Source organism: Streptomyces sp. NPDC001407, assembly GCF_042895325.1.
GTDB lineage: Bacteria > Actinomycetota > Actinomycetes > Streptomycetales > Streptomycetaceae > Streptomyces.
In genome coordinates, this window is the sequence record NZ_JBIAWF010000010.1 from 1 (window position 1) to 23,699 (window position 23,699).

Annotated in this window: 19 protein-coding genes, 1 tRNA gene and 1 pseudogene; 9 read left to right on the plus strand and 12 right to left on the minus strand. The window is 70.9% G+C overall.

What is annotated here, in order from left to right; all coding sequences use genetic code 11:
* Positions 1-172 precede the first annotated feature (172 nt).
* Positions 173-481 carry a hypothetical protein gene (locus ACFY1P_RS15580; protein ID WP_361534071.1) on the minus strand — a complete coding sequence of 103 codons (309 nt, stop codon included), beginning with the start codon at positions 479-481 and terminating at the stop codon, positions 173-175.
* 1,035 nt (positions 482-1,516) lie between these two features.
* Here ACFY1P_RS15580 and ACFY1P_RS15585 point away from each other — a divergent pair.
* Entirely contained in the window at positions 1,517-2,293 is a 777-nt protein-coding gene (locus ACFY1P_RS15585; protein ID WP_361534074.1) for an alpha/beta hydrolase, read from the plus strand.
* A 30-nt stretch (positions 2,294-2,323) separates the two neighbouring features.
* Here ACFY1P_RS15585 and ACFY1P_RS15590 read toward each other — a convergent pair whose 3' ends face one another.
* The gene (locus tag ACFY1P_RS15590) at positions 2,324-3,706 is read right to left on the minus strand and encodes a DUF2993 domain-containing protein (RefSeq protein WP_390750864.1); all 1,383 of its coding nucleotides are present in this window, start codon (positions 3,704-3,706) and stop codon (positions 2,324-2,326) included.
* 225 nt (positions 3,707-3,931) lie between these two features.
* Here ACFY1P_RS15590 and ACFY1P_RS15595 point away from each other — a divergent pair, with 225 nt between their 5' ends.
* Entirely contained in the window at positions 3,932-4,606 is a 675-nt protein-coding gene (locus tag ACFY1P_RS15595; RefSeq protein WP_361534080.1) for a hypothetical protein, read from the plus strand.
* Positions 4,607-4,758: 152 nt separating this feature from the next.
* On the opposite strand, the gene ACFY1P_RS15600 is transcribed toward ACFY1P_RS15595, so the two are convergent.
* Positions 4,759-5,610, minus strand: coding sequence for an oxidoreductase (locus ACFY1P_RS15600; protein WP_361534083.1), 852 nt, complete (start codon positions 5,608-5,610; stop codon positions 4,759-4,761).
* Positions 5,611-5,815: 205 nt separating this feature from the next.
* On the opposite strand from ACFY1P_RS15600, the gene ACFY1P_RS15605 reads away from it, so the two are divergent.
* Positions 5,816-6,682, plus strand: a complete 867-nt coding sequence (locus ACFY1P_RS15605) for a helix-turn-helix transcriptional regulator (protein ID WP_361534086.1) — start codon at positions 5,816-5,818, stop codon at positions 6,680-6,682.
* 722 nt (positions 6,683-7,404) lie between these two features.
* Here the strand turns inward: ACFY1P_RS15605 and ACFY1P_RS15610 are convergent.
* A complete protein-coding gene (locus ACFY1P_RS15610) occupies positions 7,405-8,181 on the minus strand; it encodes a hypothetical protein (protein ID WP_390750865.1) in 777 nt (258 codons plus the stop codon).
* 729 nt (positions 8,182-8,910) lie between these two features.
* Here ACFY1P_RS15610 and ACFY1P_RS15615 point away from each other — a divergent pair.
* Positions 8,911-9,075: pseudogene (locus ACFY1P_RS15615) on the plus strand (UTRA domain-containing protein); the annotation flags it as partial.
* On the opposite strand, the gene ACFY1P_RS15620 reads toward ACFY1P_RS15615, so the two are convergent.
* The 4 genes from ACFY1P_RS15620 to ACFY1P_RS15635 all read right to left on the minus strand — a co-directional run bounded on the left by ACFY1P_RS15620 (position 9,065) and on the right by ACFY1P_RS15635 (position 12,700).
* On the minus strand, positions 9,065-9,826 hold the full coding sequence (locus tag ACFY1P_RS15620) for a glycosyltransferase family 2 protein (RefSeq protein WP_390750866.1): 762 nt from the start codon (positions 9,824-9,826) through the stop codon (positions 9,065-9,067). The pseudogene ACFY1P_RS15615 and the gene ACFY1P_RS15620 sit on opposite strands and share 11 nt — an antisense overlap.
* A 5-nt stretch (positions 9,827-9,831) precedes the next feature.
* Positions 9,832-10,620, minus strand: a complete 789-nt coding sequence (locus tag ACFY1P_RS15625) for a GntR family transcriptional regulator (RefSeq protein ID WP_390750867.1) — start codon at positions 10,618-10,620, stop codon at positions 9,832-9,834.
* Positions 10,621-10,916: 296 nt separating this feature from the next.
* A tRNA-Ser gene (locus ACFY1P_RS15630) sits at positions 10,917-11,003 on the minus strand.
* A 71-nt stretch (positions 11,004-11,074) separates the two neighbouring features.
* Positions 11,075-12,700, minus strand: a complete 1,626-nt coding sequence (locus ACFY1P_RS15635) for a S1C family serine protease (RefSeq protein ID WP_390750868.1) — start codon at positions 12,698-12,700, stop codon at positions 11,075-11,077.
* 240 nt (positions 12,701-12,940) lie between these two features.
* Here ACFY1P_RS15635 and ACFY1P_RS15640 point away from each other — a divergent pair, with 240 nt between their 5' ends.
* The 3 genes from ACFY1P_RS15640 (at position 12,941) to ACFY1P_RS15650 (ending at position 15,830) form a co-directional block, all read left to right on the plus strand.
* On the plus strand, positions 12,941-13,765 hold the full coding sequence (locus tag ACFY1P_RS15640; RefSeq protein ID WP_390750869.1) for a glycerophosphodiester phosphodiesterase: 825 nt from the start codon (positions 12,941-12,943) through the stop codon (positions 13,763-13,765).
* A 181-nt stretch (positions 13,766-13,946) separates the two neighbouring features.
* Positions 13,947-14,420 carry an ATP-binding protein gene (locus ACFY1P_RS15645; protein ID WP_361519537.1) on the plus strand — a complete coding sequence of 158 codons (474 nt, stop codon included), beginning with the start codon at positions 13,947-13,949 and terminating at the stop codon, positions 14,418-14,420.
* Between the two features lie 441 nt (positions 14,421-14,861).
* Positions 14,862-15,830: a DUF5926 family protein gene (locus ACFY1P_RS15650; protein ID WP_361519219.1), complete on the plus strand. Its 969-nt coding sequence runs from the start codon at positions 14,862-14,864 to the stop codon at positions 15,828-15,830.
* 570 nt (positions 15,831-16,400) lie between these two features.
* Here ACFY1P_RS15650 and ACFY1P_RS15655 read toward each other — a convergent pair.
* Together ACFY1P_RS15655 and ACFY1P_RS15660 are read right to left on the minus strand one after the other, a co-directional pair.
* Positions 16,401-16,997 carry a hypothetical protein gene (locus ACFY1P_RS15655; RefSeq protein WP_361519222.1) on the minus strand — a complete coding sequence of 199 codons (597 nt, stop codon included), beginning with the start codon at positions 16,995-16,997 and terminating at the stop codon, positions 16,401-16,403.
* A 357-nt stretch (positions 16,998-17,354) separates the two neighbouring features.
* On the minus strand, positions 17,355-18,086 hold the full coding sequence (locus ACFY1P_RS15660; RefSeq protein ID WP_361519225.1) for a bifunctional DNA primase/polymerase: 732 nt from the start codon (positions 18,084-18,086) through the stop codon (positions 17,355-17,357).
* Between the two features lie 834 nt (positions 18,087-18,920).
* Here ACFY1P_RS15660 and ACFY1P_RS15665 point away from each other — a divergent pair.
* Both ACFY1P_RS15665 and ACFY1P_RS15670 read left to right on the plus strand, forming a co-directional pair.
* The gene (locus tag ACFY1P_RS15665; protein ID WP_390750870.1) at positions 18,921-20,453 is read left to right on the plus strand and encodes a PP2C family protein-serine/threonine phosphatase; all 1,533 of its coding nucleotides are present in this window, start codon (positions 18,921-18,923) and stop codon (positions 20,451-20,453) included.
* A gap of 135 nt (positions 20,454-20,588) precedes the next feature.
* Complete coding sequence (locus ACFY1P_RS15670; RefSeq protein WP_390750871.1) at positions 20,589-22,049, plus strand: aminopeptidase P family protein; 1,461 nt, start codon at positions 20,589-20,591, stop codon at positions 22,047-22,049.
* A 135-nt stretch (positions 22,050-22,184) separates the two neighbouring features.
* On the opposite strand, the gene ACFY1P_RS15675 is transcribed toward ACFY1P_RS15670, so the two are convergent.
* Positions 22,185-22,946 carry an SDR family oxidoreductase gene (locus tag ACFY1P_RS15675; protein WP_361519234.1) on the minus strand — a complete coding sequence of 254 codons (762 nt, stop codon included), beginning with the start codon at positions 22,944-22,946 and terminating at the stop codon, positions 22,185-22,187.
* Positions 22,947-23,045: 99 nt separating this feature from the next.
* Positions 23,046-23,522 (minus strand): ATP-binding protein, encoded by a 477-nt coding sequence (locus ACFY1P_RS15680; RefSeq protein WP_390750872.1) that lies wholly within the window; start codon positions 23,520-23,522, stop codon positions 23,046-23,048.
* Positions 23,523-23,699 lie beyond the last annotated feature (177 nt).

Here is a 23,699-nt window from a genome sequence, read left to right on the forward strand (position 1 = left end):
CGGTGTTGACCGCACGCTCCTCACTAAAACCGGGGCGGGCCCGGGGGGGGGGCGGGGGGGCCCCCCCCGCGCGCCCGGCCGGGGGGCGCCCCGGGGGGGGGCCCCCCCCGCGACCATCACCAGACCCTGTCCACTCTCACCCGCCGGTCACGGGTGTCGCCCTCTCCAGGGGCTACCAGAGGTTCGTGAAGGTCACGGAGACGTTGTCCTGGCGGATGGCGGTGTCGTGGGAGTTGTTGACGCTCGCCGTGGCGGCCTGGTTCGAGGCACCGGAACCCGTGGCCTGCTGGAGGCCCGTCGTGGAGTTTCCGTTGTTGGTGTGCCCGACACCGCTGCCCACGATCGCGGCAGCGGCCACGTTGGATCCCCGGTTCGCCAGCTGACCGCCGTCGTCGGCCGAGGCGATGCCGGTGAACAGCAGTGCGGCCATCGGGAGAGCGGCAACAGCGGCGAGGACGCGAGCAGTGCGGGTGCTTGCCATGTCAATTCCTCCAGAACGCAGAACGGAACTACTGCTTAGTGCCGGGCAGTTGGCCTGCCGCCCGGCGGTGTCGCCGACGTCGCTGATGAAGATGTGCCCACCGAATCCCCGGCGAACCACCCGCCCCTTCTCATTCCCTCGCAAGCATGACCGCTCCCGAATAAACCCTGACACTCCACTCGGCGTGCGCCCGGCGCTTCCCGGGGGGCTCTTCCGACGCTTCTAGCCGTTGCGCCCCATAGGGAGAACCGTTCCGGCTTTTTTTCGGGCGGGTTCGGTCGGTTGGGGTCGGATTCGGGTGCGTTGCCGCCTGCGGCGGGGCGGCCGTTGTCTTGTGCGGGTTCCGCTGGGTGCGGGGGCGGTTTTTGGGTGCGGGTTGTGTGCGCCTGCGGCGGGACGGTTTTTGGGTGCGGGTTGTGTGCGCCTGCGGCGGGACGGTTTTTGGGTGCGGGTTGTGTGCGCCTGCGGCGGGACGCCCTGCGGGCGTGGCCTCAAGCGCCGGCCAGGCTTGGGTGGTGGTGGGTGCGGGGGCGGCGCCTCCGGGCTGGGAACCTGGAACGCGGTGCGGGCACCGTCCTGCGTATTGGGTGCCCTGATACACGCACCGCGTTCCAGAACCCCACCCTCCGACCCCACCCCCTCCCGCAGGTGGGCAAGTGCGGGCCCGTCCGGCTTCGGGGTACGCATTCAGCCCGTTGGGGCACCTCTGGGGGCACCCCCGGACGGCATCTGGGGGAGGCAACGGACGTGCAGGTCGGGGTCTGGGGCAGCGCCCCCCACGCGGCGGAGCCGCACATCAGACGCAGCCGGGAAGGGGCGGGGTGGGGGAACAAAGCCCGCCGCAGGCGGCGAACCGACCCGCAGCCGGGGGCCCGGGGCGCGTGCCCCCACGCGGCGGGGCCGCACATCAGACGCAGCGGGAAGGGGCGGGGTGGGGGAAGAGCCCGCCGCAGGCGACAGCAACCCGCACCTGACACCCGCAAGCCCACCCCGCAAGGGTGGTGATCTCGGGTGCGCCCCCACCAGACTGAGGTCATGGAACTCATGGCGCCGGTAGACGGCGGCGAAGTATGGGCAGAAGACACCGGCGGCCACGGCCTCCCCTTGGTCCTGCTGCACCCCGGAGTCGGGGACTCCGCCTTCTGGGATCCGATCCTGCCGCGCCTCACACAGCGGCACCGCGTGATCCGATACGACGCACGCGGCTACGGCCGCTCACCGAAGCCCACCACGGCCTTCTCCCTCGCCGGGGACCTCACCGCGGTGCTCGACCACTTCGCGCTGGACCGGGCGGTCCTGGCAGGCTCCAGCATGGGCGGCTCGGCCGCGCTGAACGTCGCGCTGGACTCCCCCGCGCGGATCGCGGGCCTCGCCCTGGTGGGCCCGGGCGTCACCGGATACGAAGGGCTGGTCTCCCCGGATCTCATGGCCCGGATCGAGGTTCTGGCCAAGGCCGGGGACATGGACGGACTGATCGCCTTCAGCCTGCGCACCTGGGGCGCACTGGGCAAGGACGGCGACCCGCAGGCAGTGGCCCAGCTCCGCTCGGCGATCCCGGCGTGGTTCTCCAACTTCCCCCTTCTCACCCGGGACGCCCCCGCTTTCGACCGCCTCGGCGAACTCCGCGTCCCCTGCGTCCTGGCCCTCGGCGAGCACGACCAGCCCGAAGTCGTCCGCTGCAACGAGGAAATGGCGGAACGCATCCCCGGCTGCCGCCTCGTAAGGCTCACGGAATCGGACCACTACGCGCCCCTGCGCGAACCGGAAAAGGTTGCCGACCTGATCATGGAACTCTGCGCCGGCCTGACCTGACCGCTGCCGACGGGCCTGCCCCGGTCCGGGCTATCCGTTCTTGCCGACCGCCAGTTCCATTCCGGAAAGGCTCACGCGGATACCGTCCTTCTCGACCTTCACGCCGCGCAGCTGAAGCAGCCGCGCCTCCTTCGGCAGGGAGAAGGAGAACGACAGGCGGTCGGAGAGCTCCGGCGGCCGCATATGGATCAGCCCATTGATCAGCTTCGGATCGATGCCGATTTTCGAGAGCAACCACGGCCGGTCGACGACGACATCGACGAGATTGACATGGGTGAGCTGCTCGACGAACTTCGGCGCCCCCGTCAGCTCGTGCAGCTTCTCCTCGTCCCGCAGCGCCTCCGCGACGACATCCGCCGGCACCCCGAGCCGTTCGACCACCGCGGGCACCGAGAGCAGCGCCTTCACGCGGGCCGCGTCCCGGCTGATGCGTTCGGCCGTCTCGCGGTGCAGGGTCAGGCCGCGGCCCCGCCCCGGGCGGTAAGTGGCGATGCCGGGCACGTCGAGGCTCATGCCGTCGACGTCGGTGGACAGCTCCCGGTTGTCGACGAGCCGGAGCTGCGCCTCCGCCCGTACGCGCAATTCCTGCCCGGCGATCACGAGCTTGCCGTCCGCGCTGACGGAATTTTCGTCACGACGGCTGAATTTCACCTGGGAAGCGGCGAGTTCGCGGTTCATGTCGTCGAAGGACATCACGACTTCGCCGTCCAGATTCCCGACGACCGCGCCACGGATGTCGGACGGCAGATCGCCGGTCAGCCGGATGTCGTGCGCACTCGCCCGGACCTTCGCGAGCGACACCCGGTCCGCGGCGACATGCGGCACGGTGACGTCCACCCGCTCCAGGCGCTTGTCGAGCACCTGCGTGAGGAAGGGAAACCCGTGGATGTCCACCTGCGGGGCGGCCACCAGATGAAGCTGGTCCTGGAGCGTCCGCTGCGCCTTCTTCTCGGCGTACATCGCCGCGCACCGGTCCGCCAGCACGAGAAATCCGGTGCAGACGAGAAGCGCGAACAGCAGCTTCAGCGCGCGCGGCACGGCCGCGAACGGCCCCCGGCGCCGCCGCCGGCTCCGCTTGGCACGCCGCCCTTTCCCGGCCCGGCGGTGATCGGGCGGCGACCACGGCTCGTCACGTTCGATCCGCAGCGGAAGGACGGTTTGCGCAGATGTCGGGCAATCCCCCGGCACGCCCTCCGGTATCGGCATCTCCTGGGTCACTTCGCCGAGAAGCGGGTCGGGGTCGGCGAGCGCGGCGAGTTCGTCGTACGGATTACGAGGGCGAGGTTGCATGCGTATGGGGGTTCGCATCGCCTTATCCCACCATGCGCGAGCCCCCGACACGCAAGTGAGTTCTGTTAGCGCGTCGTAAAAACGAGGCAACGCGGCATGGACCTTTGGGTGAATACCCGTCATCCGATGGCCTCTTGCGGCTGCCGCGTGCCCGTGCAACCGGCGGCGGCCCCGGAAAGGGATGCCTTGTCACGACACCGTCGTGTAAATCGGAGATCCTGCCGGGTGATCTGCGACACATGAAGAAGCGATCGCTCACGAGAGGTCGTTTTTGCGCCAACCGTCCGCCTGTTACTCCGGGTACGGTCCCCTCGCATTCATCGATCCACAGCAACGGGGAATCACACGATGAACGGAATCGACACCGTCAAGGCCGCTCGGAGACTCGGCGGGCTCATCGCCGTCGGGGCGCTCGCCCTGACCGGGTGCGGCCCCGACGGCAGTCCCGCCCACCCCGCTTCCTCCGCGTCGGCCGCCAGGCCGAGCACCTCCGGCGGCGACAGCGCGACGAGCGGGCCGAACTGGCCGAACAGCGCGCCCACCGGGACGGCCGACGGCGGAGGCGGGGCGGACGCGAAGTCCGGACAGCAGCTCAAGCTCGGGGAGGCGTCCAAAGTCCCTTTCACCTATGGGAAGTCGAAGGGCGAGATCTCTTTGACCGTCACCGCGATCGAGCAGGGCGACGCCGCCGACCTGGCCTCGCTGAACCTCGGCGACCAGGTCAAGGGCAAGGTTCCTTATTACATCCGCTATTCGGTCACGAACGCCGGTACCAGCGACCTTTCCTACAGCGCCGTGAACCACATGAAGGGCCATCTGCCCGACGGCACCGAGGCCCAGGACCTCATGGTCATCGGCGACTTCGACAAGTGCAAAGGCGATTCCCTCCCGAGCGGCTTCACCGCGGGCAAGACCGCCCAGGGCTGCGCGGTGGCCCTCGCCCCGACGGCCTCGGTGAAGGTCACCTCGGCCGAATACTGGGGCGAGCCGTTCACCCTGGGCAAGGGCATCACCTGGAAGTGACCGGGGAGCGATCCTGATGACCGGGCCCGCCCCGTAATTCCCTGCGGGCCGGGCCCATTTACCGCCCCGGTCGGTGGACTCTCAGGAGGACATGAGGAGCCCCCCGATTCCTCTCCTGATGAGGGCACTCCAGCTGCCCGAATCATCCGCCGTCAGGCGGACCGGCTGACGTTGTCGAAGTCGGTGGAGGCCGACAGCTCGGCCCATGCCTGCATGTCGCGCTCGAAGGCGTCCCGACCGGCCTGGACGAGCCGGAGCGCGTCGGGGCCGAGCAGCAGGCGCGTCGGCGGCTGGTCGGCCGCCACGATCCGCAGCACGGCGGCCGCGGCCTTGTCCGGGTCGCCCGGCTGGTGCCCGTTGCCGCGGGCGCGCCGGGCGCGCAGCGGCTCGAACAGCTCGTCGTAGTCGGCGATCGCACGGGGTGCGCGGGTCATCGAGCGGCCGGCCCAGTCGGTCCGGAAACTGCCCGGCTCGACGGCGGTGACATGGATGCCGAAGTCGGCGACCTCCTTGCCGAGCGTTTCGAGGATGCCCTCCACCGCGAACTTGCTGCCGTGGTAGAAGCTCAGGCCCGGCATGGTGATCAGCCCGCCCATCGAGGTGACGGCGATGATGTGGCCCGAACGGCGCTTCCGCATGTGCGGCAGCACGGCCTTGATCACCGCCACGGTTCCGTAGACGTTCACCTCGAACTGACGGCGGAGGTCATCCATCGACGACTCCTCGAAGAGGCCGTCATGGCCGTACCCGGCGTTGGCGACGAGTACGTCGACCGGGCCCAGCTCGCGCTCGGTCCCGTCCACGACCGCGTCCACCGCGTCGTGATCGGTCACGTCCAGGATGCGGGCGTGCGCGTCGCCGGCGAGCGCCTCGAAGGCCCGTGCGTCGGCGGGCGTACGCACCGTGCCCACCACCCGGTGGCCCGCGGCCAGCGCCGCGCGGGCGAGTGCGCGGCCCAGGCCGGTGCTGACGCCGGTGATCAGGAATGTCTTGGTGTCCGACACAGGAGTTCCCTTCGTGCGATGCGAACGGGGGCCGACCGGGGCGGCTGGGCCCCGGTCGGTCTCGACGCGTTCCACTTCAGCACCGGAATCGGCCGCTGACCGGCTTCCAGGGGGTCCGCTTCGCCCCGGGGACGGCCGGGCCGGGGGACTGCCAGTCCCCCCTTCGCGGGCCGTCGGGGCGATCTTGAGCCCTATCGTGAACGGTATGGACCGCAACACAGCTCTCGGTGAGTTCCTCCGCTCCCGGCGGGCGCGGATCACCCCGCGCCAGGCGGGCCTGCCCGACGACGGCGGCTCCCGGCGAGTGCCGGGACTGCGCCGCGAGGAGATCGCGCAACTGGCGGGCGTGAGCGTCGACTACTACGTACGCCTGGAACGCGGACGCCGGCTGAACGTCTCCGAGACCGTGCTGGACGCCATCTCCCGCGCGCTACGCCTCGATCCCGTCGAACGCACCCACCTGTTCCAGCTCGCCAAGCCCGCCGCAGGCAGGCCCCGCCGCACGGCGACGCGTCCGCAGCCGGTCCGCCCGGGACTGCGCGACCTGCTCCGGATCCTCGAGCACACCCCCGCCCTCGTGCTGGGGCGGCGACTGGACGTACTCGCGTCCAACCAGATGGCACGTGCGCTGCTGACCGACTTCGACGCGCTGCCGCACCGCGAGCGGAACCTGGTGCGGTTCATGTTCTGCGACGAGACCGCCCGTTCGCTGTACACCCACTGGGACACCCACGCCCAGGACCTCGTCGCCTCGCTCCGGCGCGACGCCGGACGCCATCCCCACGATCCGCTGCTGGCCGAACTCGTCGGCGAACTCTCTATCGCGGACGAGGACTTCCGCCGCTGGTGGGCCGACCAGAACGTCTACCGGCACACGCACGGCAGCAAACACTTCCACCACCCGATCGCCGGCCGGCTCACCCTCAACTACGAGTCCCTCACCCTGCCCGCCGACCCGGACCAGCGACTGAGCGTCTACACCGCCGAGGCAGGCTCCAGCTCCGAGGAGGCGCTCCGGCTGCTGGCCACGTGGATACGACAGCCCTCGCAGGGGCAGCACGCGGACCATTGACGCCGGTCGGTCCGCGAGCCCACCGCCAGGCATCCCAACGCGAAAGGGGCGCCCCCAAATCGGAGCACCCCTTCCCACCTGGCCGAACGGCCACAACGCGGAGGCTGAGGGATTTGAACCCTCGGTGCCCCTGCGCGGCTAGGGCTTGGGGCCTGCGCCTCGACACGGTCTACAGCACCGATGGCATTCGGCCGCCACATGGCGCCCGCCTACTGGCTGGCTGATGTGCGACCCGCGCGGGCGCACTTCACCAGGTGCGTTCCCTGCACCACGCCGATCCCCCAGAAGATCACGGCAGGCCAGGCGATAAGCGGCTTGGCTCCTGCACCGAGTGCGGCCACACACACCACGATCGCGACCACAGCACCGGCGGCGAGCGAGGCCTTGTCACGCCACACGGGATCTATCGGGCGTCCTAGAAAGAACATGGCAGCGACAGAGAGAACTAGCGCAGCCGCTCCGCTGTATATGGGCCACATGGGTGGTAACTCCTGACCCCGCACTGTCGTCGGGCACGTTAGCCGGCAGGTGGTCTGGTCCGGGAGGCCTTCGGATTCTCCGAGGCGAAGTGATCTGTCAGAGCCTCTGAGTGTCAGAGGAAGGAACTTGGGTGAAAAAGCGTATCCGTTCGATGTCCGCGCCGTAGATCCCGTCCAGGCCCCAAGCGCAGTGCTGTGACGGCCCAGCAGGCCCTCACAGCGCCACAGAGTGCCACGCCCTATTTACTTGCAGCCACCGGAGTACTCGCCCGGGATGAACAGACCAGCCGCGAACTTGATCTTTATGCAGTTGCCGGCGCTGTGCGCCTTGATCGCCGTGGTGGTGATGGCGGCCGCGTGCGCGGAGACATAGATGTTCAGCCCCGGGGGAAGCGCCCACGTGCCCATAGCGGTGAGTGCACCGTTCTGAGCGATCGCCTTCGTCTCACTCTTGGTGAAGTAAGCGGTGCCGGTCACGTTGCCCCAGGTGATCTTGGGGTCGGCCACGACGGGGAACGCGGTGTTCTTGTTCGTCTCGACATGTTGGACGAGCTGGTTGCCGTCGAGCTTGTAGTGGGTGGCCACCGGCTTGCCGTTGGCGTCCTTGGCCCAGGGCGCCTCGATGGCCCCCACGGTCACGGTGGTGCCCTCACCCGGCTTGACGACCGCGAAGCCGCCCTTACCGTCGGGGATGAGCCCTGCGCCCTTCGGCAGGCTGAGGTTGAAGCGCTGGTCATTGGAAGCCGAGCCGTCCTTGAGCGTCACCAGGGTGCGCGCCCCGCCGTCGGTGGTCGGCTGCACGGCGAGGTCAGTGGACTTGGCAACCTCGGAGTACACGACGGTGCCCGAGCCCGCCTTGACCCCTGTCACCGTCTTGGTGCCCGCGAGCCCGAGCCCGAGGGAACTCCCGTCGGCGGCAGTCGTCTTGACGTTCCCGGTCGAGACATGCGGCGCGAGTACGGTGACGCTGCCCGCTTCAGTGCTGGTGGTGGCCTTGGCGGGGCCCTCGGAGGAGCTCACGGAAGGAGCGAGGTCCCCAGTGCCGGTCGCCTTCTCCACGACCGAGGCCGCACGCAAGGCCTTATCGGCCGGAGCTTGGTCAGCGAAAGCCGGCGCGGCAGCGCTCATGAGGGCGACAGTTGCTGCAAGGGATACGCCGGACATGACGAAACGGGCGGGAGCTCTCCGGGCGGTAGGCACAAGTTACTCCAGGTTCTTGACGTCGCAAACCATTCGTAAGGCACCCGGCGAGGGGCGCCTGGCTTGCTTTGGCGTCAAGAAACTAGATGCAACATGCAGGCATACGCAAAGCTCCACAAACGGGTCTGCGTCACCATTCACCCCACCCTTGAAACCGGGACACTCTTGCACAGAACACCCCCCGCACCACCAAGGATCACGAGCACGGAACCCACCCCCGACCAGGGGCCACGTTTGAGTAACTTGCCGCCCACTTTACCTACTTGATAGTCGGCGTTGACCCGTACTGACGTCCCGTCCTGGCGGGGCCGCATGAGCCTTCCAGGAGCCGACCCATCCCTGCTCTTGGCTTGAAACCGGAGCTCAGACTCAGCGTCACGACTCAGCGAAAAAGGAGGCGCACAACAGCCTTGGCACTCAAGGTAAGTAGCGGTAAAGCCTTCGCTTGCGTCCGCGCCTGCATTGTCTATCGCCTGTCTGTTTGGCCGACGACAGTCATGGTGTTCAACTTTCAGGACGGCGGCCCCGCTGTCGGCATTCACGCCAACCTCGAACGCCGAGGAGGCGACCCTCCTCGGCGTTCAACGCGGCGCGCTCGTCACGCGCATCCAGCGGACGTACTACAGCGACGACGGACGGCCGGTCGAGACTGCGGACATCGTCGTGCCCGCCGCCCTCGGTGAGATCGTCTATGAGGTGCCGGTCAACCCGTAGCCGGGTACTGCCACCGGGAGTACGCCAGCGCCCGTGCCCGTGCCTCGACGACGGCCATGCGGGTGTCGCGCTCGTCGGTGTCCGTGTGGGCGGCCTGCCCGGTCGCCTGGCCCTCCCACTTGCGGTAGAGGAGCCCGACCTCGCGCGTGAAGTACCCGCGGCTGACGGCATCCAGGGCGAGCAGAAGGCCCGTGTCCTCGGATGCCGGGAGTGCCATCCAGCCGCCCAGAGCGAGCAGCAGATCCCGGCGGACGAACAGGGTCGCCGGATGCACCTGGGCACGGTAGTCGTGCTCCCGCCAGTGCTTGAGCACCGCCCCGCGCTCTATGGGACCGCCCTCCGGGTCCTGGTCGAAGCCGACGAGCTGCCCGTCGGGCATCAGGTCCAGCACGCGGGACGTCGTCCAGCCGAGACTGGGATCCCGTTCGAGGACGGCCAGATCGCGGGCCAGCGCACCGGGAGGAAGCTGGTCGTCGGCGTCCAGGATCTTGACGTACTCACCGTCAGCGTGCGCGAGGGCCAGCGTCCGGGCGACGCCCGGACCGCCGCGCCGCCCCTGCCGGAAGGTCACCCGCACGTCATCGGCGGGGACGTGCGGAGCGACCTCGTCGCCCTTCCCGTCCTCCTGGATGACCCAGTGCCACTCCCAGCCTTCCGGAAGCTCCTGCTCGCAGAGGGACTTGTAGGCATCCGGCAGGTGGTGAGCGGCCGGTCCGTGCACTGCGGTGACGATGATGACGCGCCGACGCACGGCACTCACCACCTTTCGAGGTGAGTAGTGAACGTCATTTCCGTGCGGTCGCCCGGCAGCGTGATGTCCGACAGCTCCACGACACGGTCATCGGTGTCGTACGAGGTCTTCCGGAGCAGGATCACCGCGGTGCCGGGCTCCAGCTCCAGTTCGTCCGTCTCCTCCGGCGTCGGCGGGCGGGCGGTGACGCGCTCCTCGATGCGGGCCAGTTCGATCCCGACAGTGAACAGCTGGTTCTGCGTTCCGCCGGGCCAGGGCTCGTTGGCGGCATCCAGGAGAGCCGGATTCTTCGCGACCATGTCGCGCACGAGGTAAGAGGTCACCAGGGCGAAGGGAGCGCGCTCGGCGGCATACCGCGTCCGGTACGTGCGCTCGACGAGGCCCGTGCCCTGCGGCATCCCGAAAGCCTCCGCGATCTCCTTGTCCGCCTCGACCTCGCGGTAGGCGGCGCGAAAGACGAGATCGCCCACCTGGAGGCCGGTGTCGCGCTCAGTGGCCCCGGTCGCGGCCCGCTCCGCCTCCGGTTCGCGGGCCCGGTTCTTCTCCCACTGATGCCGGAGGTTGCTCCGCAGCACAGCCGTACGGGCCTGGCGGACGAAGTTGCCGCGCCCCTGCTGCTTCTCGATCAGCCCCTCGGACCGCAGAAGCCGGAGCGCGTCGCGGACGGTCGGAACGCTTCGGCCGTACTGCTCGGCGAGCGTCGTCTCCGACGGCAGGCGCTCACCCGGCACGAGCTGACCTGACCGGATGGACGCGCGAAGCTCGGCCGCGATCTTCTCGTACGCGTTGGCCATGAGTGCCCACCGATCTGTCGCCTGACGGAGCTCAGCATATGACTCATGAAGATGTCTTCACGAGTTGCCGAGGCGCCAACTTCCGGGAGTCGCCGACCCACTGGAGCGGAGGCGAGCGCCTCACCGCCCCGGGTGTTCGTGCGCATGATTCGCGAGCACGCCGGCATCTCGCCGGCGTATGACCCACAGGCTGGTCGGAGGCGGGATACCGGCGACTCACGGTGAGACAGAGCAAACACGGAAGGGGCGCCCCGAATCAGAGGCACCCCTTCTCACCTGGCCGAACGGCCACAACGCGGAGGCTGAGGGATTTGAACCCTCGGTGACATCGCTGCCACGACGGTTTTCAAGACCGTTCCCTTAGGCCGCTCGGGCAAGCCTCCCCGCACCGCCCACCTGGAGCGATGCGGGAACAGACTACCGTCTGGGCATTTGGCGTGTGGAGGGCCCGGCTTCAGTTGCGGTCGCCCTCGCGCTGGCCCAGGGTGATCTGCGTCGTCGCCTGCTTGCCGTCGCGGGTGTAGGTGACCGTGACCTTGTCGCCCGGGCGGTGGGTCCAGATCTCGCTGATCAGGGTGGCGCCGCTGTCGATCGCCGTGTCGTCGAGCTTGGTGATGACGTCACCGGCCTTCAGGCCCGCCTTGTCGGCCGGGCCGCCCGGGGTGACGGCCGGGGCGCTGCCGTCGCCGCCCGAGGCGATCTTGGCGCCGTTGCCGGACTCCCGCGTGTTCAGGGTGGCCGAGATGACCGGGTAGACCGGCTTGCCGGTCTTGATGAGCTGGTCGGCGACGTACTGGGCCTGCTTGATCGGGATCGCGAAGCCGAGGCCGATGCTGCCCGCCTGCTGCTGGCCGCCGCCGAATCCGCCGCCGCTGTTGGCCGACTGGATGGCGGAGTTGATGCCGATGACCGCGCCCTGGGCGTTGAGCAGCGGGCCGCCGGAGTTGCCCGGGTTGATCGACGCGTCGGTCTGGAGGGCGCTCATGTACGAGGCGTTGCCGGTGCCGCCGCCGTCGCTGGAGGCGACCGGCCGCTTCTTGGCGCTCACGATGCCGGTGGTGACCGTGCCGGACAGGCCGAAGGGCGCGCCGATCGCGATCGTCGCGTCACCGACCGCCGTCCGGTCGGAGTCGCCGAGCGGGATGGGGTTGAGGGTCGCGCCGGCCGGGTCCTTCAGCTTGATGACGGCCACGTCGTAACCCTGCGCGCGGCCGACCACCTCGGCGTCGTACTGCTTGCCGTTGGAGAACGTCGCCGTCAGCTTGCCGCCACCCTGTGCCGCCGACGCGACGACGTGGTTGTTCGTCAGGATGTGGCCCTGCTTGTCGTAGACGAAGCCGGTGCCCGTGCCGCCCTCGCCGCCGCCGCTCTGCGCCTCGATGGTGACGACGCTGGGCAGTGCCTTGCTCGCGATGTCCGCCACGGAACCGGGCGTACGGCTCTCCGTCTTGGGGTCGCCGGAGGCGGTGAGCGTCGTCGACGACTCGCCGCTGGTGCGGTCCGCCGCCCAGAAGCCGATGCCGCCACCGACGCCACCCGCGACGAGGGCCGCCGCCAGGACGGCGGCGACGAGGCCGCCCGCGCGCTTGCGCGGCGGGGGGTACGCGCCGGGGGCACCCCATACGCCGGTCGGGCCGCCGGGGGCGGCGGGCGCGCCACCGTACGGCTGCTGCTGCGGGCCGGGACCGCCGCCGTACCAGCCGCCCTGCGCACCGGGCTGAGGCTGACCGGGCGCCGCGCCCGGCATGCCCGCCTGCGCGAACGCGGCGGTCTGCTGAGGCTGCTGAGGGGCGGCGGCCTCGGGAGCCGGCTGAGCCGGAGCGGCCGTGTTCTCCTCGCCTGCCCCCACGGCCGGAAGCTGCGCCGTCTCGGCCGGAGCCGGAGGCTGCGGGGCGGAAGCCGGAGCGTCGGCCGGGGCGGAAGCCGGAGCCGGAGCGGCACCCTCACCGGTCGCGGGCGGAGCACTCGGCACCGGCGGTACGGATGGAACGGGGCGCTCCGGCTCGGCTGCCGACGCCGCAGGCGTCGTACCCGGGCCGGGCGCAGGCGGAACGGCAGCGCCCTCGTTCTCGGTGCTCACAGCTCTCTCCTCATCACGTGCATCGTCAGGTGCACATCAGTGTCATGCGCGGCGTCCGGCCTTGGCTACGGCCACGCCCCTGTGCTCATGCCATGGATCCGGTCTGCTGCCAGCTTTTCCCATGACACGTCAGACCACCGTAAGCGGAGCCTGTGCTCGGCCCTGTAGCCCTTTACTCCGGGGCAAACAAGACAAACGGCGCGCATGCGCGATTGTGTCAGGCGGTGGCACCATAACGCGGTGACCTATGCGCACCCGGCCCGGGACCTCCGCCCCGAGCGCCACCCGCCCGCCGTCATCGCCCACCGCGGAGCCTCCGAGGACGCTCCGGAACACACCCTGTCCGCCTATCGCAGAGCGATCGAGGACGGCGCCGACGCGCTGGAGTGCGACGTGCGCCTCACCGCCGACGGGCACCTGGTCTGCGTGCACGACCGCCGCGTCAACCGCACGTCCAACGGCCGCGGCGCCGTCTCCTCCCTCGAACTGGCCGACCTCGCGACCCTCGACTTCGGGTCATGGAAGGGCATGGCCGCCGACGACGAGGAGCCCGATCTGGACGCCACCTCCGTCCTCACCCTGGAGCGCCTCCTCGAACTCGTCGTCGACGCGGGCCGCCGCGTCGAGCTGGCCATCGAGACCAAGCACCCGACCCGCTGGGCGGGCCAGGTCGAGGCGAGGCTGCTCGAACTGCTGGGCCGCTTCGGCCTCGCCGAGCCACCGCCGTGCGAGCCCTCACCGGTCCGGGTGATGAGCTTCTCGGCGCGCTCCCTGCACCGCGTCCAGGCGGGCGCCCCGGGCATCCCGACCGTCTATCTGATGCAGTTCGTCTCCCCGCGCCACCGCGACGGCCGGCTGCCCGCGGGCGTACGGATCGCGGGGCCGAGCATCCGGATCGTACGGAAGGACCCCGGCTACGTGGCCCGGGTGCACCGCGCCGGGCACCGGGTGCACGTCTGGACGGTGAACGACCCGGCCGACGTCGAACTGTGCGTCCGTGCCGGAGTGGACGCGGTCATCACGAACCGGCCCAAACAGGTGCTTTCGCAGCTCGGCCGGCTGTAGCTCCATTACATGGAGTGCACCGGCGCGTTCGGTGCGTGTTCGACCTCCCCGAGTGCCCCACCGTCTCCGGGATGGCCGGTTTCCGGTCCAGTCCATTGGGGCATCCATCCCCTGACGTGGGGCAAAGGAGGTCTCGGGGGTGGCGTTGGTGGTGGCACAGGAGGTGCCCACGTCGTCGATCATGGCCGTACCCCATGGTCCAACCGGTGTGGGCCAGGCAAGACACCGGATGCGTGAGGATCTGCGCATCAGCGGGGTTACGGATTCGGTCATCGACGACGCCGTATTGATCCTTTCGGAGCTGCTCAGCAATGCGTACCGGCACGGTCGCCCGCTGAGCCCGGAGAACGGCGACAGAGACGGGGAGAAGGACGGGGGGATACGTGCGGCCTGGAGACTCGACGCGCACGGCCGGCTCACGGTCGAGGTCACGGACGGGGGAGGCCCGACCCGGCCACTTCCGGCCACACCTTCGGTGACCGCGCGCGGGGGCCGCGGCCTGAACATCATCAGCGCCCTCTCCCAGGACTGGGGCGTACGGGACGCCTGTGGCGAGGTGACCGTATGGGCCTGCCTGTCGGCGCGTGACAGCTTCACGACGCGGATGGAGCTGGCGCCCGAGATGGCGTTCACGGATATCGACGAGCTGGCATGACGACGACGCGACGCGCGTAGACCAGCGCGGATCGTCATGACCGGGCGCGCTTCGGACGCGCCTGTGCAGGGCCGGTGTGCCCCGCGGAGCGGACGTGAGGCGTCCGCGGATCCGCGGCACCCCATCACCACCGGCCGGGGCCTCGCCGACGCACGGCCCGCACCCGACACCCGGTGTTCCCTGAGCCCCACCGCGGCCCGTTCTCGCTGCCTGCGAGCGCGCGCAGGGGCGTGAGCTGGGGCGACCAGCCCGTTCGAGCCGACGGGCAGACGGCCACAGTGCGGTTCGGCAGCGCCCCGAAGGGGCGCGAGCCTGTTTCGATATACGGCTCCGCCGCGTGGGCGCGACCAGCCACGCCCCACCCGCAGATCACACACCGCACCCCAGCGGAGCGTCTAGGCTCGCCGCAATATCCGCACCCCAACGGGAGACCCGCTCACCATGGCCAAGAAGCGCCGCCCCCAGACCAAGGCCGCCACGCCGTCGGCCGTCGACGGCCCGATCCCCGTCGTCGGCGCCCGCGAGCCCTGCCCGTGCGGGTCGGGGCGGCGCTACAAGGCGTGCCACGGCCGCGAGGCCGCGCACGCGGTGGCCGAGCTCGTGCAGCGCCCCTTCGAGGGGCTGCCGGGCGAGGCCGACTGGGTCGCGCTGCGCGAGCTCGTACCCGCCGCGACCGTGGAGCTCACCCTCAAGGGCGGGCTGCCGGAGGGCGTGCCGTCGGTGACGCTGGCCACCGTGCTGCCCATGGCCTGGCCCGCGCTCCGCCGGGACAACGGCGCCGTCCTGCTGGGCCTGCAGAACGACACCGCGTCCGGCGACCTCAGCCGCGACCTCGCCCACACGCTCCAGCGCGCCCTGACGGCGACCCCCGGCAGCCCCGTGGCCGCCGAGCGCACCGGCACGGACGGACCGCGCCTCCAGGACCTGCTGGAGACGGAGGGCCCGTTCGAGCCCGTCGTGCACAAGGGCTTCGACTTCTGGGTCGAGAACGCCGAGAACGCGACCGGCGAGGTCGCGGCCTCCCTGGACCGCGCCAACGCCGCCGCCATCCCCACGGTCCGGCTGTCCGGCGTCGACGCCGCCTACTGGTGCGAGACCCCGGAGAAGAACCACCTGCGCTGGGTCATGACCCAGCCGGAGGAGAAGCTGCTGGACGCTCTGGCCCGGCTGCACGCCGCGGGCACGTCCTCGCTGGGCGAAGGCACCCGCCTGGTGGGCTCGTTCCGCGCGCACGGCCTGACCGTGCCGGTGTGGGACCTGCCGACCACGATGCGCGCGGAGGACGTCGAGAAGCCGGCCGCCGCGTTCGCGGAGCGGCTGGCCACGGCGCTCGCCGACGACGCGCCGCTGACGGCCGAGGAGCGGCGCGCCCGCGGCGGCCTCACCAACCGTCAGATCACCTTGAACTGACCGGGCTCCGGCCCTCACGGACGGGCTCGGCCGCGGGACGCTCCCGCGGCCGGGCCCGTCCGGCCGTTCCGGTACGGCCCGCCGCCGGAGGCACCGGGTCCGCCAACACGAGCGCACCGCCCGCACGCCGACAACGAGCGTGCGCCGGTCCGTCATCCGTCCGCGCCCCCTCCGCGCATCCGTCCACCCCCCGGTCGACACATCGACCGCACGGAAGCCGCCGCAGTCGCCGGAGTAGTTGATTCCGGTGCGCCGGGGGCGCCATTTACGTGACTCCTGTCACAACTCCCGCTGTCAGCCCGGAAATACGCGTCCGGAAACCCGCGATCGAATTTGCGAACGGCCGATCTCTTGTTACCGTTCTAGGAGCCCGGTCGCTGGTGCATCCCCCGTCGCCAGCGACCGGGCGTTTCCATGCCCTTCCGCCGTGTCCGGCGGATCTTGGCGTCGGTCCTGCGGGTGGTTCCGTCCCCGCACCACCGCCGCGCGGCGGTGTCCTCAAGCGCCGGACCGGCTGACGCGAGTGCGTGACCTGAGGTCCCGCCCCGGAAAGAGCCCGCCCGACGAGCCCTAATCCGCCCCGCCGTCCGCCGAGTTGCTGCCCGACCGCAGCAGCATCCGCCCGTCCGCCGCGGCGATCTCCGCCACCGCGGAGTACGCGTCGCGCTGCCGCGGATCACGCACGGTCCGGCCGTGCGGCGTCTCGCACCCGCCAGGGTCGTCCGAAGGCCCCATCCGGCACTCCACCTCGACCGTCCGGCCCGTCGGGTCCATGAGGGTGAGTACGGCCGTCAGCGGGCCGCCTGTGGCGTTGCGGTAGTACGTGCGCGCCCACGTGTCGCTCCCCTGCCGCAGGACGCAGGTCTGCGCCTCCACGCCTTCGGGCGCCGCGAGTTCGGGGCCGCAGCGGGTGGAGTCCCGGACGGCGTCCTCGCCGGAGCCCGCGCTCTCGTCGGCCGCGGGGGCGGGCTCCGGGCCCGGCTCCCGGGCGTCCGGGGCGCCGGCCACGGCCGCGAGCGGCGCCGCGGTGCGCGCCCGCCCGCCCTTGGGGCCGTTCCCGGCGCGGCCACGGGCCTTCTCCGGGCTCGTCGTTCCCGCCGGGCCCGCCGTGGCGGCGGCCAGCGGCAGCACGATCGCCAGGGCGACCACGCTCGCGAGCGCGATCATCCGGAGACCGGCCCCCCGCTGACGGGACGCACTGGGCTCTCCGGGCACACCGGACCGACGCTCCATAAGGACCACCTGCAACTCGCCGCGAACGCTGAAGACGCGGGGACGGCTTCCGACACCCCGCCGGGCCGACGGCGCCCGGCAGAACATCCGGCGCAGGCCCGCACCCGAACATAGCGGGCAGGACGGCCCCGCCCGGGCGGCCGCGCGGCGGTAACCGCACTTCTCGGAGCGGCTTACACCCGTAAGAGTGAGAGCGCGTGCGTCTCCCGTCCGTACGCGCTCTCTGCTTCCCTCACCGGCGGCCCCACAGGGCAGCCGCTCCTCACTTACGTCCGCGGCCCGTGAGGCCGGTCAGTAGGCGAGCTTGCTGCCGCCCCCGGGCGTGCCCGCGCTCTCGGCGACGAGGACGTCGACGACGGTGGAGATGTCCGGCAGCCACGGGCGCGCGGACACCGCCGCACGCCCCCGGTCCGCGCGGAGCGTCCGGGCCGTGCCACCGGTGGCGCCCGCGGACTGCGGCGCCCGCTCCCAGCGCACCCGGCCGGCTCCCGTGGGCGACGGTGGCAGGGCCACATAGCCGCCCTCCCCGTGGAAGCGCAGCGAACCGGGCACCCAGTCCTGTTCGTGGAGCAGCTCGCCGAGCACCTCCAGGGAGTAGGGCGCGACCAGCAGCGCCCAGCGGCTGGGGGTGGCGACGACGGGCCCGAGGCGCACGCCCGCGCGGTCGAAGGCCACCAGCGCGCGGGCGCCCGCGACGGCCGGCAGGCTCACGGCACAGGGCGCGCGCCCGCCCGTGGCGAGCACGACGGGGGCGTCGGGACGGTTGGTCCACCACCAGCGGACCATCCGGGCGTCCGTGGTCGCCGCGAGCAGGCCGGGGTCGAACGGGTGGGCGCCGGGGGCGGCGCAGTCGGGGTGCGGGCAGGCGCATTCGCGCTCGCGGCCGCCACCGGACCGCAGCCCCACGCCCGGGAGCACGGGCCACTGCCACTCCGTGGCATAGGCCAGGGCCGCGGTGAGCACCGCGGACCGGCCGCTCCGCCGAAGCGAGAGCTTGCGTCGCCTTCCGAGGATCTCGCGCATGAGCGCTCGTTCCTTTCCGTGAACGCCGAAGTTGGGGCCCCTGTCGGAGACAAGGGTCGTATCGCACTGCGTGAAACTGACTGAACTGCGTGAGCTGACCGAACCAGCGGTACTGCGTGAACTTGCCGGGCACTGCGAGGAGCTGCCGGACTGCCTGGGCCGTACGGACTGCGTGGCATTGCGGTGGCACTGCGCCGGGCCGCGACCGGTTTCCATGGCACTACGGCTCCGACCTCACGCGCTGCTCAACACGCCGTGGCCCTTTCGAGGCCGGCACACCACGTGGATCAAAAGTCACTGCATCTACAACGCAGCGCATCACGCCACGGCCGGAGCGTGAAACCTGGCGGGGGGTGGCGCGCGCATGGCGCTTTGTGCCGAGCCTCTGCACCCCACGTCCGCGGCACGGATTGCCCCACGCCCTCGGGGGCGGGCGCGGCCTTGCCGGGGAAGACGCTCGGGTCCGCCGCGGGGTTCCCGGGGCGGCCCCAACTGCCCCTGCCCTTCTCCGAGTACGTACCCACCGGGGTGGATATGACGCGCTGTCGAGCAACGCCAGTCGACCTCAAATCCATGCCCCCGGGACCATTTTCCGGCCAACTTTGAAACCCCATAGACACCACCAATCCCACCGGCCCGATGCTGGACATCGGCTTACCCGGGCGTGTACATGTGGAGCACTGATAGCGCGCAACACGACAGGGGGTTTGCGATGCTATTGACGAAAAAGCACAGGCCAACCAGCTGGTCAAGAGGATGCGACGAGACGCCGCGCGCGGCTTTCCGGAGCATGCTCCACCGCATCGCCGCGCGGCCCGCCCCGGGCAGACGGCCATGACGACACCGCATCTGCCGAAAGTGGCCGGAATCAACCCTCCACTTCCCGCTCCCTCGCACACTCCTCCCCCCTCGTCCGCCGCCCCTTCCGGCGATCCCGCCACTGTGGACCCCTCCGGACCGGCCGACCCCGCCGACCCCCACGGCCCGGCCGCCCCGGACGCCCTGCCCCCGCCCGCGCCCAATGCCCTCGTGCAGGACCGGCTCGCGGGCTGGATCTCCGACCTGGTCACCCTCCAGGAGCTCACCGAGCGGCTCGCGCGCACCGCCACCCTCGACGCGGCCCTGCACGAGGTGCTGCGCGCCGGATCCTCGCTCGTCGGCGCCCGCCGGGGCCTGGTCACCCTCCAGCCCGGCCAGGACCCCCCGACCACCGTCGGACTCGGGCTCGGCCACGCCGACCTCGGCCACATCGAGACCATCCCGCACGAGACACCCGCCCACCCGGACGGAGGCGAACTCCCCGCCCCCGACTCCTACGGCCGCCTCTTCGACGACCTCCCACCCGCCGGTTCCCGCGCCGGCGTCGCCCACCCGGACATCGCCGCCGAGGAGGGCCTCACCCCCCGCCACCGCGAGGTCGCGGCCCGCCTCGGCTACGGCGCCAGCTACGCCCTCCCCCTGGAGTCCGAGGCCGCGGGCCGCATCGGCGCCGCCGTCTGGCTCTACGACGAGCCCGCCGAGCCCGGCGACCGCCAGCGGCACCTGATCGGCCTCTACCGCGACTACGCCACCGAGCACCTCGCCCGCCACCTCGAACTGGCCGCGGCCCGGGACACCGTGACCACCCTCCGCGAGGAGCTGCTCCCCAGCCGGCTGCCCCGGATCGCGGGCGTCCGGCTCGCCGTGCGCCACCGGTCCGGGCCGCGGGGCGGGGGCGACTGGTACGACGCGCTGCCGCTGCCCGAGGGCGCGCTCGGCCTGGCGGTCGGCGGAGTGACGGGCTCCGGCCCCAGCGCCGTCGCCGCGATGGGCCGCCTGCGGGCCTCCCTGCGGGCGTACGCCGTGATGGAGGGCGAGGATCCGGTCGCCGTGCTCTCCGACCTCGAACTCCTGCTGCGGCTGACCGAGCCCGCGCGCGCCGCCACCGCCCTCTTCGCCTACTGCGAGCCCGCCGGGGCCGACCGTCCGGCTAGCCAGGGCGGCAAGGTCGTGCTGGCCGGCGCCGGCCACTGCCCGCCACTGATCATCGGCGAGCACCGCGCGGAGTACGTGGAGACCTCTCTGTCCGCACCGCTCGGCATGCTCGCCTGCTGGGAGGCGCCGAGCGTCGAGATCGAACCCGCGCCCGGCGAGACGCTGCTGTTCTACAGCGATGGCCTGCTGCACCGCACCGGCGACACGATGGACCGGGCGTTCGCCCGGCTGCACTCCGCCGCGGCGAGCGTCCCGCGCGCCGCGCTGCGCGACCCGGACGCGATCGTGGAGCACGTACTGCGGGCCATGCTTCCCACCACCGGTGACGGCGCCGAGGCGGACGGGAGCGACGGCGCGGAGGACGTCGTCCTGCTGGCCGCGCATTTCGAATGATCTTGTTTGGCGCGTGATTGTCCCGATCGGCGACCTGCCTTCTGCGCGCGTTCCGGTTCAAACCTTCGCTGCCGACCTTCTCCCTCACTTTTCCTCGCACATACGATGGAAACGCCCCGTCCGAGGAGGAGAGCAGTGACCGAGCAGCAGCCCGCGCCCGAGAACCCCGAGGGTGACGAGCCCATCAAGCAGCGGAAGAACGGTCTGTACCCCGCCGTGTCCGACGAGCTTGCCGAGAACATGAAGTCCGGCTGGGCCGACACCGAGCTCCGTGACCTGGAGCCGATCACCCAGGCCCCGGACACCGCCCGCCGCCGTGCCGAGCTCTCCGCCCGCTTCCCCGGCGAGCGCCTGGTGATCCCCGCGGGCAATCTGAAGACCCGCTCCAACGACACGGAGTACAGCTTCCGCGCGTCCACGGAGTACGTGTACCTCACCGGCGACCAGACCCAGGACGGCGTGCTCGTCCTGGAGCCGGCCGGGGCCGAGGGCCACGAGGCCACGCTCTATCTGCTGCCCCGCTCCGACCGTGAGAACGGCGAGTTCTGGCTCGACGGCATGGGCGAGCTGTGGGTCGGCCGCCGGCACAGCCTCACCGAGGCCGAGCGGCTCTACGGCATGCCGTGCGCGGACGTGCGCGAGCTCGCCGCCGCGCTGCGCGAGGCCACCGGCCCCGTCCGCGCCGTGCGCGGCCACGACGCCGGGATCGAGGCCGCTCTCACCGACAAGGTCACCGCCGAGCGGGACGAAGAGCTGCGCGTCTTCATCAGCGAGCAGCGCCTGGTGAAGGACGCCTTCGAGATCGGCGAGCTGCAGAAGGCCGTCGACTCCACCGTGCGCGGCTTCGAGGACGTCGTGAAGGTCCTCGACAAGGCCGAGGCCACGTCGGAGCGCTTCATCGAGGGAACGTTCTTCCTGCGCGCCCGCGTCGAGGGCAACGACATCGGCTACGGCTCCATCTGCGCCGCCGGCCCGCACGCCACCACCCTCCACTGGGTGCGCAACGACGGCCCGGTCCGCTCCGGCGAGCTGTTGCTCCTGGACGCGGGTGTGGAGACCCACACGCTCTACACCGCCGACGTCACCCGCACGCTGCCGGTCAACGGCACGTACACCGCGCTCCAGCGCAAGATCTACGACGCGGTGTACGAGGCGCAGGAAGCCGGCATCGCGGCGGTCAAGCCGGGCGCGAAGTTCCGCGACTTCCACGACGCCGCCCAGCGGGTGCTCGCCGAGAAGCTCGTCGAGTGGGGCCTGCTCGAGGGCCCGGTCGAGCGCGCCCTGGAGCTCGGCCTCCAGCGCCGCTGGACGCTGCACGGCACCGGCCACATGCTCGGCCTGGACGTGCACGACTGCGCGGTGGCCCGCACGGAGGCGTACGTGGACGGCGTGCTGGAGCCCGGCATGGTGCTGACCGTCGAGCCCGGCCTCTACTTCCAGGCCGACGACACGACCGTGCCGGAGGAGTACCGCGGCATCGGCGTCCGCATCGAGGACGACATCCTCGTCACGGAGGGCGGCAACAAGAACCTCTCCGCGGGCCTGCCGCGCACGTCGACCGAGGTCGAGGCGTGGATGGAAAACCTGAAGAAGTAACACGGCGGAAGTACGCGGCTTCCCTGCGCCCCAGAAAGGGGCGCAGGGAACTGCGCGCCCAGCCACAACACACCGGCAGCCGCCGCACCACAGCACGCGGCAGACGCGTGGGCGCCCCGCAACCGCAGCGGAGCGCTACCGCGTCGTGTAGCCGCCGTTGATGAAGAGCGTCTGGCCGTTCAGCCACCAGCCGTCCGTGAGCAGGAACTTCACGTACGGCACGATGTCCTCGATCTTGGTCAGGTCCCCGTTCATCGCCGAGGACTTGTGGTATGCGATGGAGTCGTCCGTCTCGGCCGGGTAGAAGAAGCCGGTGTCCATCGGTCCGGGCGCGATGTTGTTGACCGAGATGTTCCGCCCGAAGAGCTCCTTCGACAGCGCCCGCGTGAAGTGCTCGACCGGCGCCTTGCTGCCCGCGTAGACGGAGTAGAGGCCGGTGTACGCGGCGAGCAGCGAGGTCACGATGGTGACGATCTTCCCGCCGTCCTGGAGCCGCTTGGCGGCCTCCCGCATCATGAAATAGGCCGCCTTGGAGTTGACCGCGAACATCCGGTCGTACTCCTCCTCCGTGACCTCCGTCATCGGCTTCTTGATCACCATGCCGGCGGTGTTGACCATGCAGTCGATCCTGCCGAACGCGCCCTCCGCGACCTCGAAGAGCCCCTCGACCTCGGGCACCTTGGTCAGGTCGGCCTCGTGGACGACCGCCTCGCCGCCCGCCTTCTCGACGTCGGCGGCGGTCTTCTCGGCCGCGTCCTTCGAGGAGGGGCTGTTGTAGTGGACGACGACCTTGGCGCCGTCCTTGCCGACTTCCCTGGCGATGAGACCGCCGAGATTCCTGGAGGCGCCGCCGATGACGACGACCTTGTCCTTGAGCGTGCGCGTGGGGCTGGGCATGGGCCTCTCCTGGAACGCGTGAATTGCCGGTATTGCCACGCTAGGAGCAGTTACCGGCACGCGCCCGTGGGCGGGGCCCACACGAGGGCCCCGCGGCGCTCACGACGCCCTGAGCAGCGCCGCGTCCTCCCGCCACTTGAGGATCTTGTCGAAGCTGACGACCGCGCCCTGGTGGCCCGGGCGGTTGTGGACCCGGACGTGGTCGGTCAGGGACTCGATAAGGAAGAGGCCCCTGCCATGTTCGTCATGGGCGGGGGCCACGGGCTGTGGGGCGTGATGGGCGGTGCGCGGGCGGCGCCGGTCGTGGCGGCGTGGCTGCTCCGGGAAGCCCGGCCCGGAGTCGGTGACCTCGATGCGGCAGGTGTCGCCGTCGATGAAGGCCGTCACCAGATATCCGGTGGAGGAGTCGCCGCCGTGCTCGACCGCGTTCGCACACGCCTCGCTGAGCGCCACCGACAGGTCGTAGGAGATGTCGGGATCGACGCCGGCCGTTTCCATCGTGCCGACCAGCAGTCTCCGGGCGAGCGGAACGCTCGCGGCCTCGCGCCGCAGATGGAGTGACCACCAAATGCTCATGCTCAGCCTCCTGGCCGCGGCTCGATATACCGATACGTATAGCCACCACCATCGACCCGTAAGCCTGTCGGATGTGTGAGACCGCTCATTCGGACGACGCGCCCGGCGGGTGCATCGGTGTATGGCGCTCGAACCCACGTGCGCCCATGCGCCCCCTGTGAGCGCCCCCTGCCGTAG